The sequence below is a fragment of the Pantoea anthophila genome (assembly GCF_026104315.1).
Lineage (GTDB): Bacteria > Pseudomonadota > Gammaproteobacteria > Enterobacterales > Enterobacteriaceae > Pantoea > Pantoea anthophila.
Window position 1 is genome coordinate 524156 of record NZ_CP110473.1, and the last position, 16203, is coordinate 540358.

Genomic DNA, 16203 nt, shown 5'->3' on the forward strand with positions numbered 1-16203 from the left:
CCTCCTGGCTATTTTATGACGTTGAAAAAAGGAAGCGGATTGTAGCAGTGCCCCGTTCTGATGGCGACTATACCTGATTCCGCGCATGCTGCACGGTCTGGGTCGCCGAATGGAAGGCACCTCGCAAAATCTTCTGGTCAGACCGGATCACGCGGTTATACCGGTTAACTCTCACCGTCAGGGAAATTTTTACGCGTTTTTACCTGCGCCATGCTCTCCAGGATACGGTGGTAGTTGTCGAAACGGGAGCGATGAATTTTACCGGCTTCCACCGCTTCGCGAATCGCACAGGCCGGGTCGCTGCCATGTTTGCAGTCGCGGAATTTGCATGCACCCAGGAAGGCGCGAAATTCTACAAATCCACGGGTAATCTGTTCCGGCTCCAGATGCCATAAGCCGAACTCGCGCACGCCGGGTGAGTCGATAACATCTCCGCCGTGCGGGAAGTGATAGAGCCGTGAGGCAGTGGTGGTGTGCTGACCTAAGCCGGAGCCGTCTGACACCTCGTTGGTCAGAATCGCGAGCTGCTCTTCTTTGTCGAAGCCGAGCAGGGCGTTCAGCAGGCTCGACTTGCCGACGCCGGACTGACCGGCAAAGATACTGACGCGGTCGGTTAAGGCGGCTTCGAGATCGTCCAGGCCATTTTTCGCCCGGCTGGAGACCATCACTACGCGATAGCCAATCGCACGGTAGATATCCATCTGCTCATCGACCACGGCGCGCGCGCGCTCATCCAGCAGATCGGTTTTGTTGAGGACCAGTAGCGGCTCGATCTCCAGGGTCTCGCTGGCCACCAGATAGCGATCGATGATGTTAAGCGACAGTTCCGGCAGGATCGCAGAGACAATAATGATCTGATCGATGTTGGCCGCCATCGGCTTCACACCGTCATAAAAATCGGGACGGGTCAGTACGCTGGTGCGTTCATGCACCGCTTCCACAATCCCTTTGCCGCCGCTGGTTGCCGGACGCCATAGCACCCGATCGCCGGTCACCAGCGAACGGATCGTGCGGCGGATATTGCAGCGGTGGGCAACGCCTGCGCTATCCTCAACGTCAGCGTGCATGCCGAAACGGCTGACAACAACCCCATCTGCGGCTTCCCCAAACAGGTTGTCGTCCGCTTCCGGGCGCTCTTTACGCTGATTGAGACGGCGATCGTGGTTAGCGCTTACGCGGCGTTGTTGGCCCTTCGACAGTTTATTTTTACTCACTCACCCTCACAGCATTAGCCAGATTTCGCCCGGCTGGGCAAAACGTCTATGATACACCTTATTCATTGTGAATGACGACTATAGCAACCGCAGGAAACAGCATGGCTACTGGAAATGAACAGAACCTGATCTGGATTGATCTTGAGATGACCGGGCTTGATCCGGCTCACGACCGTATTATTGAGATTGCGACCCTGGTGACTGATGCCAACCTGAATATTCTGGCGGAAGGGCCGGTTATCGCGGTTCATCAGTCTGACGCGCAGCTGGCGCTGATGGATGAGTGGAATGTCCGCACCCACACCAACAGCGGTCTGGTTGAGCGGGTTAAGGCGAGCACGATTGACGATCGCGCGGCGGAGCTGGCCACCCTGGAATTTCTGAAGCAGTGGGTGCCGGCGAACACCTCACCTATCTGCGGCAACAGCATCGGGCAGGATCGGCGCTTCCTGTTTAAGTACATGCCTGAGCTGGAGGCGTACTTCCACTATCGCTATCTGGATGTCAGCACCCTGAAAGAGCTGGCCCGCCGCTGGAAACCCTCTATCCTGCCAGGCTTCAAAAAAGGCGGCACACACCAGGCGCTGGATGATATCCGCGAGTCAGTGGCGGAGCTCGCTTACTACCGCGAACACTTTTTGCAGCTTTAATCCGCGAAGGGTGCGCATGAAATCGCCAGGTTGCCGATTTAATCGGCAAACGCGCTGAAAACGAAAAATTCTGCTTTCAGACGCTTGCAGCAGCAATGATTTCTCGTATAATGCGCACCCCGTACCGGTGAAGAATTTAGTGTCGGTACAAGGCGCGGGAATAGCTCAGTTGGTAGAGCACGACCTTGCCAAGGTCGGGGTCGCGAGTTCGAGTCTCGTTTCCCGCTCCAGTTTTAATCAGCAGTACCCTCTTTGCGGGAATAGCTCAGTTGGTAGAGCACGACCTTGCCAAGGTCGGGGTCGCGAGTTCGAGTCTCGTTTCCCGCTCCAGTTTTGTTTAGCAGTGCCCTTCTATGCGGGAATAGCTCAGTTGGTAGAGCACGACCTTGCCAAGGTCGGGGTCGCGAGTTCGAGTCTCGTTTCCCGCTCCAGATTTAATATCAACCTCATTGTGATCAGTTATCCGACGGTTTATCGTCGTCTGATTTTGATTGTCAGCCTAAGGTTATCCACAGCACGGCACCCCATCGTCTGCGCCTTTTACGGCGATCTGTAAAATGTTTCTGAACAGAGTTATCCACAGCTTTATCGTTAAAACGAAGCGGTAGACTCATTATTAAATAAACACAACTTTTTCTTAAGTTGTTGATATTATTGATTATGAGGATATTTCAATTTGTTATTCCAGCGTGAAATGCCCGTTATTGCAGTTGAATGACAACAGCTTTTTATTTTTATTCACAGCGTGTGGAAAACGATAAACTGCCGGCTGGCTGGTTAATCACGCATCACGGGGTAAACCTTTTTCAACGGCACGCACCAGACGTTTCTGCTGAGCAGGCTGCACGTCCACGACGAGTTGCTGGCGTTTCTGCTGCTGACAGGCGACCGCCCACAGAATATGTTCATCCAGCAGTTCACTCTCTCCGAGCCGCTGTTCCAGTACTGGCACAATATCCGCTGACCAGGGCGCATTACCCAGCGCTACCGCAATATTACGCAGCCAGCGCAAATGACCAATCCGTCGAATCGCCGAGCCTTCGGTGATACGCAAAAATTTCGCCTCATCCCACTGAAACAGATCGATAAGCTCCGGTGCATGCAGGGCCGCGCGGGGAGAGAAGTCACTTTCATCGCTGAGTTGCCCGTAACGATTCCACGGACAGATCAACTGGCAGTCATCACAGCCATAAATCCGGTTGCCCATCAGCGGGCGAAACGCTTCCGGGATCGCTCCTTCCAGCTCGATAGTGAGATAGGAAATACAGCGGCGGGCATCCACGACGTAAGGCTCAACGATAGCGCTGGTCGGGCAGATGGTCATGCAGGCGACACAGCGGCCACACTGCTCCTGCTGCGGCGTATCAATCGGCAGGGGTATATCGATCAGCAGCTCGCCAAGGAAAAACCACGAGCCAGCTTCACGATTCAGAATCAGCGAATGTTTGCCGGTCCAGCCCAGTCCTGCTTTAGCTGCCAGCGGTCGCTCAAGCAGCGGGGCCGAGTCCACAAAGGGCCGGAAGTTAAGCTCGCTGCAATGCTGCTGGATCATTTCTCCGAGCTTTTTCAGGCGATTGCGCAATACTTTGTGGTAATCGCGGCCTAATGCATAACGGCTGACATAGCCCAGTCGGGGATTTTTCAGCGTGCTGGCAAAGGCGGCTTTGGCCGGAAGGTAGTTCATGCGAACGCTGATGACGCGCAGCGTGCCGGGAAGCAGTTCATGCGGACGCGCCCGCATCATGCCATGTCGCGCCATCCACTCCATCTCGCCATGATACTGCTTCTCCAGCCACGCCTGCAGGCGCGGCTCTTCCGCACTGAGATCGGTATCGGTGATGCCGACCTGCTGAAAGCCGAGATCTAATCCCCACTGTTTAATCTGTTGTGCGAACTGATGAAGATCGAGAGGGTATGACATGAGTGACCAGGATTCGAAGAGAAACGACCGCAGTTTACCATATTCTGTCTGGCCTGCGCAGGCGGTGGCGCAGCTTGAGCAGCAGGGAGCCGATGCCCTTGGCATTACCCTCTATGAACTGATGCTGCGCGCCGGGCAGGCCGCCTATGAGCATCTGAACCGGCACTGGCCTGACGCCCGCCACTGGCTGATTTTGTGCGGCCACGGTAACAATGGCGGGGATGGCTATGTGCTGGCCCGACTGGGACAGGCCGCGGGTAAAACCATCACGCTGCTGGCGTGTGACAGTGAAAAAGCGTTACCGGAAGAGGCGCAGCGCGCCCGGGACGCCTGGCTGGATGCGGGCGGCGAGATCCATGCGGCTGGTGCGGCCTGGCCAGAGCAGGTGGATGTGATTGTCGATGCGCTGCTGGGCACCGGCACACAGCGCGCGCCTGCGGAACCCTATGCCACGCTGATTCAGCAGGCAAACGCCCACGCGGCACCGATCCTCGCCATCGACATGCCCTCCGGCTTATCCGCGCGAAACGGCACGACGCCCGGTGAGGTGATTAACGCCACACATACCCTGAGCGTCGTGGCACTGAAGCCGGGCCAGCTTACCGGCAAAGCCCGCGACGTTATCGGCGCGCTCTATTATGCCGACCTTGGCCTGGCGACGTTTCTCGCGGGAGAAACCGCGCCGATGGCGCGTTATGATGCCAGCGCACTGACCCGCTGGCTCAAGCCGCGCAAACCCACCTCGCATAAAGGCAACCATGGCCGTCTGCTGGTCGTCGGAGGCGATGCCGGAACGGCCGGGGCAGTGCGCATGACGGCTGAGGCCGCGTTGCGCACCGGCAGTGGATTGGTGCGAGTACTCACTCACAAAGATAACATTATCCCGATCCTGACAGCCCGCCCCGAAGTGATGGTCGATGAACTGACCGATGAACGCCTGAAAGAGGCGCTGGAGTGGGCCGATGTCATCGCGGTCGGGCCTGGTTTAGGACAGCGCGAATGGGGTAAGCAGGCGCTGAAAGCAGTGGCAGGCAGTGAAAAGCCGATGCTTTGGGACGCAGATGCACTTAACCTGCTGGCAATCAGTGCGGAGAAACGTCAGAATCGCATCATTACGCCGCATCCTGGCGAAGCGGCACGTTTGCTGAATATCGAGACCAGTGAAATTGAGAGTGACCGCTTACATGCAGCGCAGAGACTGGCGCAGCAATATGGTGGCGTAGTGGTACTGAAAGGTGCCGGTACGATTATTGCCAGCGAGCAGGGCGAAATGGCCTTTGCTGATGTAGGCAATGCCGGTATGGCCTCCGGCGGTATGGGCGACCTGTTGAGTGGCATCATCGCCTCGCTGATGGGTCAGCAATTGCCGCTGTTCGGGGCGGCCTGCGCTGGCTGTGTGGCGCATGGTGCCGCAGCCGATGCGGTGGCGGCACAACGCGGCACGCGCGGTATGCTGGCAACAGATTTACTGGATCTACTGTGGCAGTTTGTTAATCCTGAGATGAATAAAGAAGCATGAAGACCTGTGTTATCTCTTTGCCCGATGAGGCGGCTACGCTCAGTTTGGGCGCTCAGCTGGCGCGCGCCTGTGGCAGCGCGGCAGTGATTTATCTCTATGGCGATCTGGGGGCGGGTAAAACCACCTTCAGCCGCGGCTTTCTTCAGGCGCTCGGCCATCAGGGCAACGTTAAAAGCCCCACTTACACGCTGGTGGAGCCTTATGCGCTGGGTGATCGCACCCTTTATCATTTTGACCTCTACCGCCTGGCCGATCCCGAAGAGCTGGAGTTTATGGGGATCCGCGACTATTTCAGCGGCGAGGCAATCTGTCTGGTCGAATGGCCGCAGCAGGGCGCTGGTTTTCTGCCGTCGCCCGATGTCACACTGACGCTGCGCTATGTGGGTGAGGCACGGGAAGCGGAGCTGACGGCACAATCCGCAGCCGGACAGCAATGGATTGAACACGTTGATCAGGGCAGGGATCAGGCATGATGTCACGGATGAAAATCGCGCTGGTGACACTGCTGCTGCTGGTCTGTACACCGCTGTTTGCCGCCACGTTATCCGATATTAAAGTGGCTAACGGCGACAGCCAGGCCACCATTACCCTGAACTTTGCCGGACAGCCTGTTTACGGCTTCTTCCCGCTGCGCAATCCCGATCGTGTGGTGCTTGATGTGCGCCAGAGCGGCGTGGTTCAGGGGCTGCCGCTGAACTTCAGCGGGGAAAATATCGTAAAGCGGATTCGGACCAGTACCCCGAAAGATAAACAGAGCGTGCGGCTGGTGTTTGAGCTGACGCAGGCGGGGAAAACCCGTGCGGTTACCCAGCGCAATGGCAACAGCTACAGCGTGGTCTTCACGATTACCGGTAAAGCGCCGGCGGTGACGCGCAGTGCACCCGCTCCGGTGACAGCCCCGTCGCGAGCGCCCGTCCAGAGTGCCGCTGCCAATCCGTTTAACGCCAATCCGGTTACCTCAGTGAGCAGTTCTGCCAGTACGGTACGCCCTGGCGCGACGGTCAGCCACAACGACACGGTGATTGTGGCGATTGACGCCGGGCATGGCGGTCAGGACCCGGGCGCCATCGGACAGCGCGGGCTGCAGGAGAAGAACGTCACTATCGCGATTGCACGTAAACTGCGGGTGCTGCTGAACAACGATCCGATGTTTAAAGGCGTTCTGACCCGCGATGGCGACTATTTTATCTCAGTGATGGGCCGTTCTGACGTGGCGCGTAAAGCCAATGCGAACGTGCTGGTGTCAATCCATGCGGATGCAGCGCCGAGCCATGCAGCTACCGGTGCATCGGTCTGGGTCTTATCCAACCGCCGTGCCAATAACGAGATGGCTAACTGGCTGGAGCAGAAAGAGAAACAGTCTGAGCTGCTGGGCGGCGCAGGCGACCTGCTGGCTAACAGCCAGGCGGATCCCTACCTCAGCCAGGCGGTGCTGGACCTGCAGTTTGGTCACTCGCAGCGCGTCGGATATGACATCGCGCAGAAAGTGTTGCAGCAGCTGCGCGGCGTCACCTCGCTGCATAAACGGCTGCCTGAACATGCCAGCCTGGGCGTGCTGCGTTCACCTGACATTCCTTCTCTGCTGGTGGAAACCGGCTTCATCAGTAATTCCTCGGAGGAGCGACTGCTTGGCAGTAGCGCACACCAGGATAAGATTGCGCAGTCGATCTACAAAGGTCTGCGCACTTATTTCCTGGCGCACCCGCTGCAATCCATCCCAAAGGAGGAAAACCGGCCGCTGGGCTCGTCGCCGGCGGTTAGCGTCGCCAGCAACCCGGCGACCGGGGTGACGCAATATACGGGGGCAACGCAGCGTCATACGGTGACGCGCGGTGAGACGCTTTCCGGTATTGCCGCGAAGTATGGCGTCAGCATGGCGACGCTGCGTGAGCTGAATACGCTGAAGCGGGATGTGGTCTGGGTCGGACAGCGGCTGAAGGTGCCCGCCAGTGCCACGGCCAGCCGCACGACCCGCGCCCGGGGTGTTGTGCGGCACAAAGTGGTCGTCGGGGATTCCCTGACCGGTATCGCCGCACACTATGGCGTCAGTCCGAAAGCGATAATGCAGACCAATAATCTGAAGTCGACCAACGTAATGTTGGGGCAGAACCTGAAAATCCCTGCATCCTGATTGTTCGCCCGGCTACGCGCCGGGCTGTCAGCCAAAAGGATATCCACCATGCCGATACAAATTTTACCGCCTCAGCTGGCAAACCAGATTGCGGCGGGGGAAGTGGTTGAGCGTCCTGCATCGGTTGTAAAAGAGCTGGTGGAAAACAGCCTTGATGCTGGCGCAACGCGCATTGACGTTGATATTGAAAAAGGGGGCGCAAAGCTTATCCGCATCCGTGACAACGGCTGCGGCATCGTGAAAAGCGAACTCTCGATGGCGCTCGCCCGGCACGCCACCAGTAAAATTGCCTCGCTGGATGACCTGGAGGCGATCATGAGTCTGGGGTTCCGGGGGGAAGCGCTGGCCAGTATCAGTTCGGTCTCCCGCCTGACCTTAACCTCGCGTACTGCCGATCAGACCGAAGCCTGGCAGGCTTATGCCGAAGGGCGTGAGATGGCGGTGACGGTCAAGCCGGCTGCGCACCCCTGCGGCACCACGCTGGAAGTGCTGGACCTGTTTTATAACACCCCCGCGCGGCGCAGATTCATGCGCACCGAGAAAACCGAATTTGGTCACATTGACGAGGTGATTCGTCGTATTGCGCTGGCGCGGTTTGATGTCGCCTTTTCGCTCAGCCACAACGGCAAAATGATGCGTCAGTATCGGGCCGTCAGCGAGGAGAGTCAGCGCGAACGGCGGCTGGCCGCCATCTGCGGCACCACCTTTATGCAGCATGCGCTGCGCATCGACTGGCAACATGACGATCTTTCGCTGCGCGGCTGGGTCGCCGATCCGGCCGGGTCGCGTCAGGTCAGCGAGCTGCAATATTGCTACGTCAATGGCCGTATGATGCGTGACAGGCTGATCAACCACGCTATCCGCCAGGCTTTTCAGGACCAGCTGCAGGATGAGCAGCAACCCGCTTACGTGCTCTATCTGGAGATCGATCCGCATCAGGTGGATGTCAACGTCCATCCGGCCAAACACGAAGTGCGGTTTCATCAGTCACGTCTGGTGCATGACTTTATTTATCAGGGCGTGGTCAGCGCGCTTCAGGCGGTTGCCGCACCAGCGCTGCCCGCGCTGAAAGCAGAAGAACCGGCCCCACGCTGGCAGCCGGAGAATCGTCAGGCCGCCGGGGGCAACCATTTTGCCCAGCCTGCGACCTCCGCCAGTGAGAACCGGCCGGCCGCGCCCGCCCGTGAGCCAGCCCCCGCATGGCAAAACAAAGAGAACGTCTATCGTCAGCGTGAAGGCGCGGTTTATCAGCAGCTGCTGAAAACGCCTGCCGCCAGTGCGGCGGCGCCTGAAGCCCGCGAACCGGCTGCGCGGCGTCAGCCGGAGAAAGCCACGCCGCTGGCGGCCCATGCGCAGAGTTTTGGCCGGGTGCTGACCGTCCTGCAGAACCACTATGCGCTGCTGGAACAGGACCAGAAACTGTTCCTGATGGCGCTGCCGGTCGCGGCGCGCTGGCTGAAGCAGGCGCAGCTCGAACCGGGTGAAGAGGGGCTTAAACCGCAGCCCCTTCTGATTCCGGTGCGCCTGAAAATGGCGCGGGAGGAGTGTCAGGCCGCTAAAGAAAACAGCAGTCTGCTCAGTCAGATGGGTATCGATCTGCAGCCTGACGGTGACCACGTGACCCTGCGTGCGGTGCCTTTACCGTTACGAACACAAAATTTACAAATCTTGATTCCTGAACTGTTAGGCTATCTCGCCCGGCAGCAGGAGAACTCTGCGACGCAGCTGGCCCAGTGGCTGGCACGGCGTCAGGATGCAGCGTCCTCCGACTGGAATCACTCACAGGCGATCAACCTGCTGGCAGAGCTCGAACGGCTTTGTCCACAGCTACTGAAATCGCCACCTTCAGGCTTGTTACAGCCCTTAGAGATTGAGAGCGCGATTAACGCGTTGAAGCATGAGTGAACTGAACCAGGCTGGCCGGCCAAAGGCGATTTTTTTGATGGGACCCACTGCATCGGGTAAAACCGCATTAGCCATTGAACTGCGCAGGCAGTTACCGGTGGAACTAATCAGCGTCGATTCTGCCTTAATCTATCGTCAGATGGATATTGGTACGGCAAAACCGTCGGCTGAGGAGTTAGCAGTGGCCCCCCATCGTCTGCTCGACATCCGCGATCCCGCAGAAGCCTATTCGGCTGCGGAGTTCCGGCGCGATGCTTTAGCAGAAATGGCGGATATCGTTCAGGCTGGACGAATTCCGTTGCTTGTTGGTGGAACCATGCTCTACTTCAAGGCGTTACTTGAAGGATTGTCGCCGTTGCCCTCGGCCGATCCCGACGTTCGTCAGCAGATAGAGCAAACGGCGCGTGAAAAAGGCTGGGAAGCTTTGCACCGCCAGCTGTGTGAGATCGACCCGGTTGCTGGTAGTCGTATTCATCCGAATGATCCGCAGAGACTTTCGCGAGCACTGGAAGTTTTTTTTATTTCGGGTAAAACTTTAACGGAACTGACAAAAACCTCCGGTGAAGCGTTACCCTACGACGTGCATCAGTTTGCCATCGCCCCCGCGAGCCGCGAACTGCTGCACCAGCGCATCGCGTTACGTTTTGAGCAGATGTTGGCGTCAGGATTTGAAGCGGAGGCTCGGGCCCTGTTTGCACGAGGTGATTTGCATACGGACATGCCTTCCATTCGTTGTGTTGGCTATCGTCAGATGTGGTCTTATTTATCAGGCGAAATCGATTACAGCGAGATGGTTTATCGGGGAATTTGCGCAACCCGGCAGCTTGCTAAGAGACAGATGACCTGGTTACGTGGCTGGGAAAACGTTCACTGGCTTGACAGTGACGAGCCCCGGCTGGCGCGTGATACGGTGTTACAGGTTCTTAGTGCGAAGCATGGGTGATTGTGTACAATTGATGAGTTATCGTGCGCAAATTTTTACGCAGTTTTTTTCAGAACCATAGGTTCTACGAGCAACAAACAACAAGCATATAAGGAAAAGATAGAATGGCTAAGGGGCAATCATTACAAGACCCGTTTTTGAACGCACTGCGTCGTGAACGTGTTCCGGTTTCGATTTATCTGGTTAACGGTATTAAGCTGCAGGGTCAGATTGAGTCATTTGATCAGTTCGTCATTTTGTTGAAAAACACGGTAAGTCAGATGGTTTATAAACACGCCATTTCTACCGTTGTTCCTTCACGCCCGGTTTCTCACCATAGCAATAATACCGGTGGCGGCAGCAACAATTACCATCATGGTGGCAGCAACACATCTGCGCAGCCACAGCCACAACAAGACGGTGATAACGCAGAGTAACGCGTCGCCGTACAGCCAGGATCGGAGAACAGTGGTTTTCCGTCCTGGTCTTTTATTTTAGCGAGGTTATAGCTTGTTTGACCGTTATGATGCCGGTGAGCAGGCCGTACTGGTACACATCTGGTTCTCCCAAGACAAAGAAGTAGAAGATCTGCAGGAGTTTGAAACCCTGGTCTCTTCTGCTGGCGTTGAGGCGCTGCAAGTGGTAACTGGCAGCCGTAAAGCGCCACACCCCAAGTATTTTGTCGGTGAAGGAAAAGCCGTTGAAATTGCCGATGCGGTAAAAACAACAGGAGCATCGGTCGTCTTATTCGATCATGCCCTTACGCCCGCTCAGGAAAGAAACCTCGAGCGCCTGTGCGAATGCCGGGTCATTGATCGCACCGGTTTAATTCTGGATATCTTTGCCCAACGGGCACGCACCCACGAAGGTAAATTGCAGGTCGAGCTGGCACAGCTTCGCCATCTCGCCACACGTCTGGTGCGCGGCTGGACCCACCTTGAACGCCAGAAGGGCGGGATTGGTTTGCGGGGTCCGGGTGAAACCCAGTTAGAAACAGACCGCCGTCTGTTACGCGGACGCATCAGCCAGATTCTGTCTCGCCTTGAGCGGGTTGAAAAGCAGCGCGAACAGGGGCGTCAGTCACGTGCCAAAGCGGATGTGCCGACCGTTTCGCTGGTGGGGTATACCAACGCCGGCAAATCGACCCTCTTTAATGCCATGACCTCGGCCAACGTCTTTGCCGCAGACCAGCTGTTTGCGACGCTCGACCCTACGCTGCGCCGTCTGAATGTGGCTGATGTCGGGGAAGTCGTGCTGGCGGACACGGTCGGGTTTATTCGCCATCTTCCTCACGACCTGGTTGCCGCGTTTAAAGCCACGCTGCAGGAGACACGCCAGGCGACGCTGCTGCTGCACGTGGTTGATGGCGCCGATGTTCGCGTCACCGATAATATGGCCGCCGTCGATGCCGTCCTCGAAGAGATTGAGGCGGATGAGATCCCGACGTTACTGGTGATGAATAAAATCGATATGCTCGACGGATTTGAGCCGCGTATCGATCGCAACGAAGAGAATCTGCCGATTCGTGTCTGGCTCTCTGCCCAGACCGGTGCAGGCCTTCCGTTGCTCTGGCAGGCGCTCTCTGAGCGGCTGTCCGGGGAGATTGCTCAGCATGCATTACGTCTGCCACCGGAAGCGGGGCGACTTCGCAGTCGCTTCTATCAGTTGCAGGCGATTGAGAAAGAGTGGAATGAAGAAGACGGCAGTGTAGGATTGCAGATACGTATGCCCATTATTGAATGGATGCGTTTATGTAAGCAGGAACCGTCGCTGACCAGTTACATTGTTTGATATTGCCAAAACGCATTTACCTTAACATTAGACGATTGTCGCATCCGAAAAATGAAGGGTAAAAACCGTAATTACAATAAATGGAGTAGAACATGGCGTGGAATCAGCCCGGAAATAACGGACAGGACCGCGACCCGTGGGGAAGCAGCAATAATCAAGGCGGCAACTCTGGGGGGAATAAGGGAGGACGGGAATCCGGGCCTCCTGATCTGGATGATATCTTCCGTAAACTGAGCAAGAAGCTTGGCGGACTGGGCGGTGGCAAACAGAGCGATAACGGTCAGCGCGGCTCCGGCAGCGGTGGCAAACTGGCTGGCATCGTCGCGGTAGCGGCGGTCGTCATCTGGGCTGCAAGCGGTTTCTACACCATCAAAGAAGCGGAACGGGGCGTGGTCACGCGTTTCGGTAAGTTCAGTCACCTGGTCGAACCAGGTCTGAACTGGAAGCCGACCTTCATCGATCAGGTTCGTGCGGTCAACGTCGAGTCGGTGCGTGAACTGGCGGCGTCTGGCGTCATGCTGACCTCCGACGAAAACGTGGTGCGCGTAGAGATGAACGTGCAGTACCGCGTAACCGATCCGGAACGCTATCTTTATGCGGTCACCAGCGCCGACGACAGCCTGCGTCAGGCGACAGACAGCGCGCTGCGTGGCGTAATTGGTCGTTCTACCATGGATCGCATCCTCACCGAAGGCCGTACCGTGGTGCGTAGCGATACCCAGCGTGAAATTGACGAGACGATTCGCCCGTACAACATGGGCATCGCGGTACTGGACGTCAACTTCCAGGCGGCCCGTCCGCCAGAAGAGGTGAAATCTGCGTTTGATGACGCTATCGCCGCACGTGAAAACCGCGAGCAGTACGTCCGTGAAGCGGAAGCCTACGCTAACGAAGTTCAGCCTCGTGCGAATGGCCAGGCGCAACGTATTCTGGAAGAGGCGCGCGCTTACAAAGAGCGTACCGTTCTGGAAGCGCAGGGTGAAGTGGCGCGTTTCGCCAAGATTCTGCCAGAGTATAAAGCGGCGCCAGAGATCACCAAGGAGCGTCTCTATATTGAGACCATGGAACGCGTACTGAGCCATACCCGCAAAGTTCTGGTTAACGATCGCGGTAATAATCTGATGATGCTGCCGCTGGACCAGCTGATGCGTGGCGGTCAGGCTGCATCCGGCCAGCACGGTCAGAAGGGCGGCACCAGCTCGTCACTGCCTGCGCTCTCCGATCGCAATGCCAGCCGCAATGACACGTCGTCATACAGTCCGGACAACATCATGGATCAGCGCCGGGCGAATGCTCAGCGCAGCGACAGCCAGCGCGAAGGGAGAGAGTAATCGATGCGTAAGCCAATAATATTTTTAATTATCGTCGTGCTGGTGGCGCTCTATGCGTCGCTGTTTGTGGTGCAGGAAGGCGAGCGCGGCATCGTGCTGCGCTTCGGTAAAGTCCTGCGCGACGGCGAAAACAAGCCGCAGGTGTTTGAGCCGGGTCTGCATTTCAAGATCCCATTCCTGGAAACGGTTAAGACGCTGGATGCGCGTATCCAGACCATGGACAATCAGGCCGATCGCTTCGTCACCAAAGAGAAGAAAGATCTGATCGTGGACTCCTACATCAAGTGGCGTATCAGCGACTTCAGTCGCTATTACCTGGCCACCGGTGGCGGGGATGTCTCTCAGGCGGAAGTGCTGCTGAAACGTAAGTTCAGTGACCGCCTTCGTTCTGAAATGGGCCGTCTGGATGTGAAAGATATCGTTACGGATTCCCGCGGTCGCCTGACCACGGACGTGCGTGACGCGCTGAACACCGGTTCTGTCGGCAGTGATGATGAAGTGGCGACGCCAGCGGCGGATGACGCGATTGCCAGCGCAGCGGCCCGTGTTGAGCGTGAAACCAACAGCAATGAGCCCGCTCCGAATCCGAACAGTATGGCCGCGTTAGGTATTCAGGTCGTTGATGTGCGCATCAAGCAGATCAACCTGCCGACCGAAGTGTCTGATGCGATCTTCAACCGTATGCGCGCTGAGCGTGAAGCGGTTGCACGCAGCCAGCGTTCACAGGGTCAGGAAGAGGCGGAAAAACTGCGCGCCCAGGCGGACTATCAGGTCACGCGTACGCTGGCCGAAGCGCAGCGTGAAGCGCTGATCACCCGCGGTGATGGTGATGCGGAAACGGCCCGGTTGTTTGCCGATGCGTTCAGCAAAGATCCTGACTTCTACGCCTTTATTCGTAGCCTGCGTGCTTACGAAAACAGCTTCAGCGAAAATCAGGACGTGATGGTGTTAAGCCCGGATAGCGACTTCTTCCGATATATGAAGGCGCCCTCTAACGCGACACGCTAAGAACTGATATAACCTACAGGCCGACAATGTTGTCGGCCTTTTTTTTGGGTATCAGAATGAAAACAAGCATCTGGATGGCACTGGCGCTGGTGTTGGTGCTCGAAGGGTTGGGGCCGATGTTTATGCCACGCCTCTGGCGACGCATGATCCTGTCGATGACCCGGTTACCGGATCGTCTGCTGCACCGTTTCGGCGGCGGACTGGTGGTGGCAGGCATGGTCATCTACTGCATGCTGAGTCTGCACGGCAACGTCTGAAACCGTGGCTAAAACCGGCTAAATTGTGCCTTTTTGCGCCAGAATCCCCAACATGTTGTAGTGATCAAAACTCAGGCAAAAAAGCGCGCAATCGTATGCTAAAAGTGCTGAAAACAGCGGGATCAGATGGTAGAATCCTTTTTTAAGCAATCGGTGATTTTGAGAAATGGGTAAGAACGTCGTCGTACTGGGCACCCAATGGGGTGACGAAGGTAAAGGTAAGATTGTAGACCTTCTGACTGAACGCGCGAATTACGTTGTGCGTTATCAAGGCGGCCACAATGCGGGCCACACGCTTGTCATCAACGGTGAAAAAACCGTCCTCCACCTGATCCCTTCTGGCATTCTGCGCGATAACGTGACCAGCATCATTGGTAACGGTGTTGTGCTCTCTCCTGAAGCCTTAATGAAGGAGATGAAAGGTCTGGAAGCGCGCGGGATTCCGGTACGTGAACGTCTGCTGATTTCTGAAGCCTGTCCGCTGATCCTGCAATATCATGTTGCGATGGACATGGCGCGTGAACGTGCGCGCGGTGCCAAAGCGATCGGGACCACCGGCCGTGGCATCGGACCAGCTTATGAAGATAAAGTGGCGCGTCGCGCACTGCGCGTCAGCGACCTGTTCAACAAAGAAACCTTTGCTGCCAAGCTGAAGGAAGTGGTCGATTTCTACAACTTCCAGCTGGTGGAGTACTACAAAGAGCCAGCCGTCGATTTCGACAAAGTGCTGAGCGATGTGATGGAAGTCGCTGACATCCTGACCGGCATGGTGGTTGACGTCTCTGAACTGCTGGACAGCGCGCGTAAGCGTGGCGATCTGATCATGTTTGAAGGCGCGCAGGGTACCCTGCTGGATATCGACCACGGGACCTATCCTTACGTGACCTCGTCCAACACCACCGCAGGTGGCGTGGCGACCGGTTCAGGTATCGGCCCGCGTTATGTCGACTACGTGCTGGGTATTGTGAAAGCGTACTCCACCCGCGTAGGTGCAGGCCCGTTCCCGACCGAGCTGTTCGATGAAACCGGTGAGTTCCTGTGTGCACAGGGCAACGAGTTTGGTGCGACCACCGGACGTCGTCGTCGTACCGGCTGGCTGGATGCGGTAGCCGTTCGCCGTGCAGTTCAGATCAACTCCCTGTCAGGTTTCTGCATGACCAAGCTGGACGTGCTGGATAGCCTGAAAGAGGTGAAAATCTGTGTCGCTTACCGTATGCCGGATGGCCGCGAAGTGACCTCTACGCCGCTGGCAGCAGAGAACTGGGAAGGCATTGAGCCGATCTACGAAACGCTGCCAGGCTGGAGCGAGACAACGTTTGGCGTTAAGACGCTGGAAGGTTTACCTCAGGCGGCGCGTGATTACATCAAGCGCGTTGAAGAGGTAACGGGTGTGCCGATTGATATTATTTCAACCGGTCCCGATCGCAGTGAAACAATGATTCTGCGCGATCCGTTCGACGCATAATGATTGAGGCCGGACGCTGTCCGGCCCTTGTTTTTCCACTCTCTGATGCCACTTATCTTCCCTTCGCTTGTCAAACCCGGTGCTGACTG

14 protein-coding genes and 3 tRNA genes are annotated in these 16203 nt (G+C 56.8%); 15 read left to right on the forward strand and 2 right to left on the reverse strand.

What is annotated here, in order from left to right:
• Positions 1 to 164 precede the first annotated feature (164 nt).
• A complete protein-coding gene (rsgA, locus tag OJ965_RS05080) occupies positions 165 to 1214 on the reverse strand; it encodes a small ribosomal subunit biogenesis GTPase RsgA (RefSeq protein WP_265138126.1) in 1050 nt (349 codons plus the stop codon).
• 101 nt (positions 1215 to 1315) lie between these two features.
• On the opposite strand from rsgA, the gene orn reads away from it, so the two are divergent.
• The 4 genes from orn to OJ965_RS05100 all read left to right on the forward strand — a co-directional run bounded on the left by orn (position 1316) and on the right by OJ965_RS05100 (position 2295).
• The gene (gene orn, locus OJ965_RS05085) at positions 1316 to 1864 is read left to right on the forward strand and encodes an oligoribonuclease (RefSeq protein ID WP_009087476.1); all 549 of its coding nucleotides are present in this window, start codon (positions 1316 to 1318) and stop codon (positions 1862 to 1864) included.
• Between the two features lie 154 nt (positions 1865 to 2018).
• Positions 2019 to 2094: transfer RNA gene (locus OJ965_RS05090), tRNA-Gly, on the forward strand.
• Between the two features lie 24 nt (positions 2095 to 2118).
• Positions 2119 to 2194: transfer RNA gene (locus OJ965_RS05095), tRNA-Gly, on the forward strand.
• 25 nt (positions 2195 to 2219) lie between these two features.
• Positions 2220 to 2295: transfer RNA gene (locus OJ965_RS05100), tRNA-Gly, on the forward strand.
• A 350-nt stretch (positions 2296 to 2645) separates the two neighbouring features.
• Here OJ965_RS05100 and queG read toward each other — a convergent pair.
• On the reverse strand, positions 2646 to 3785 hold the full coding sequence (gene queG / locus OJ965_RS05105) for a tRNA epoxyqueuosine(34) reductase QueG (RefSeq protein WP_046102615.1): 1140 nt from the start codon (positions 3783 to 3785) through the stop codon (positions 2646 to 2648).
• Here queG and nnr point away from each other — a divergent pair.
• From nnr to OJ965_RS05160, 11 genes are all read left to right on the forward strand, one after another.
• Entirely contained in the window at positions 3784 to 5304 is a 1521-nt protein-coding gene (gene nnr, locus OJ965_RS05110; RefSeq protein ID WP_265138128.1) for a bifunctional ADP-dependent NAD(P)H-hydrate dehydratase/NAD(P)H-hydrate epimerase, read from the forward strand. The two genes, queG and nnr, sit on opposite strands and share 2 nt — an antisense overlap.
• The gene (tsaE, locus tag OJ965_RS05115) at positions 5301 to 5777 is read left to right on the forward strand and encodes a tRNA (adenosine(37)-N6)-threonylcarbamoyltransferase complex ATPase subunit type 1 TsaE (protein ID WP_009087471.1); all 477 of its coding nucleotides are present in this window, start codon (positions 5301 to 5303) and stop codon (positions 5775 to 5777) included. Before nnr ends, tsaE begins: the two co-directional genes overlap by 4 nt.
• Positions 5774 to 7435: an N-acetylmuramoyl-L-alanine amidase AmiB gene (gene amiB / locus OJ965_RS05120; RefSeq protein WP_154929182.1), complete on the forward strand. Its 1662-nt coding sequence runs from the start codon at positions 5774 to 5776 to the stop codon at positions 7433 to 7435. Before tsaE ends, amiB begins: the two co-directional genes overlap by 4 nt.
• A gap of 48 nt (positions 7436 to 7483) precedes the next feature.
• Positions 7484 to 9340, forward strand: a complete 1857-nt coding sequence (gene mutL, locus OJ965_RS05125) for a DNA mismatch repair endonuclease MutL (protein WP_140924859.1) — start codon at positions 7484 to 7486, stop codon at positions 9338 to 9340.
• Positions 9333 to 10283, forward strand: a complete 951-nt coding sequence (gene miaA, locus OJ965_RS05130) for a tRNA (adenosine(37)-N6)-dimethylallyltransferase MiaA (RefSeq protein WP_046102612.1) — start codon at positions 9333 to 9335, stop codon at positions 10281 to 10283. The genes mutL and miaA overlap by 8 nt, the downstream gene beginning before the upstream one ends.
• Positions 10284 to 10387: 104 nt before the next feature.
• Entirely contained in the window at positions 10388 to 10699 is a 312-nt protein-coding gene (gene hfq / locus OJ965_RS05135) for an RNA chaperone Hfq (protein ID WP_009087468.1), read from the forward strand.
• Between the two features lie 73 nt (positions 10700 to 10772).
• Positions 10773 to 12053 carry a ribosome rescue GTPase HflX gene (hflX, locus tag OJ965_RS05140; RefSeq protein ID WP_009087467.1) on the forward strand — a complete coding sequence of 427 codons (1281 nt, stop codon included), beginning with the start codon at positions 10773 to 10775 and terminating at the stop codon, positions 12051 to 12053.
• Positions 12054 to 12145: 92 nt separating this feature from the next.
• The gene (gene hflK / locus OJ965_RS05145; protein ID WP_009087466.1) at positions 12146 to 13384 is read left to right on the forward strand and encodes an FtsH protease activity modulator HflK; all 1239 of its coding nucleotides are present in this window, start codon (positions 12146 to 12148) and stop codon (positions 13382 to 13384) included.
• Positions 13385 to 13387: 3 nt separating this feature from the next.
• Positions 13388 to 14392, forward strand: a complete 1005-nt coding sequence (gene hflC / locus OJ965_RS05150) for a protease modulator HflC (RefSeq protein ID WP_009087465.1) — start codon at positions 13388 to 13390, stop codon at positions 14390 to 14392.
• Between the two features lie 56 nt (positions 14393 to 14448).
• Positions 14449 to 14649: a DUF2065 domain-containing protein gene (locus tag OJ965_RS05155; RefSeq protein ID WP_009087464.1), complete on the forward strand. Its 201-nt coding sequence runs from the start codon at positions 14449 to 14451 to the stop codon at positions 14647 to 14649.
• Positions 14650 to 14815: 166 nt separating this feature from the next.
• The gene (locus OJ965_RS05160; protein ID WP_265138136.1) at positions 14816 to 16114 is read left to right on the forward strand and encodes an adenylosuccinate synthase; all 1299 of its coding nucleotides are present in this window, start codon (positions 14816 to 14818) and stop codon (positions 16112 to 16114) included.
• Positions 16115 to 16203: the final 89 nt, after the last annotated feature.

Coding starts and splice junctions, on each gene's coding strand:
- orn (WP_009087476.1), top strand. CDS start 1,316: ATGGCTACTGGAAATGAACAGAACCTGATCTGGATTGATCTTGAGATG.
- nnr (WP_265138128.1), top strand. CDS start 3,784: ATGAGTGACCAGGATTCGAAGAGAAACGACCGCAGTTTACCATATTCT.
- queG (WP_046102615.1), bottom strand. CDS start 3,785: ATGTCATACCCTCTCGATCTTCATCAGTTCGCACAACAGATTAAACAG.
- tsaE (WP_009087471.1), top strand. CDS start 5,301: ATGAAGACCTGTGTTATCTCTTTGCCCGATGAGGCGGCTACGCTCAGT.
- amiB (WP_154929182.1), top strand. CDS start 5,774: ATGATGTCACGGATGAAAATCGCGCTGGTGACACTGCTGCTGCTGGTC.
- mutL (WP_140924859.1), top strand. CDS start 7,484: ATGCCGATACAAATTTTACCGCCTCAGCTGGCAAACCAGATTGCGGCG.
- miaA (WP_046102612.1), top strand. CDS start 9,333: ATGAGTGAACTGAACCAGGCTGGCCGGCCAAAGGCGATTTTTTTGATG.
- hfq (WP_009087468.1), top strand. CDS start 10,388: ATGGCTAAGGGGCAATCATTACAAGACCCGTTTTTGAACGCACTGCGT.
- hflK (WP_009087466.1), top strand. CDS start 12,146: ATGGCGTGGAATCAGCCCGGAAATAACGGACAGGACCGCGACCCGTGG.
- hflC (WP_009087465.1), top strand. CDS start 13,388: ATGCGTAAGCCAATAATATTTTTAATTATCGTCGTGCTGGTGGCGCTC.
- OJ965_RS05155 (WP_009087464.1), top strand. CDS start 14,449: ATGAAAACAAGCATCTGGATGGCACTGGCGCTGGTGTTGGTGCTCGAA.
- OJ965_RS05160 (WP_265138136.1), top strand. CDS start 14,816: ATGGGTAAGAACGTCGTCGTACTGGGCACCCAATGGGGTGACGAAGGT.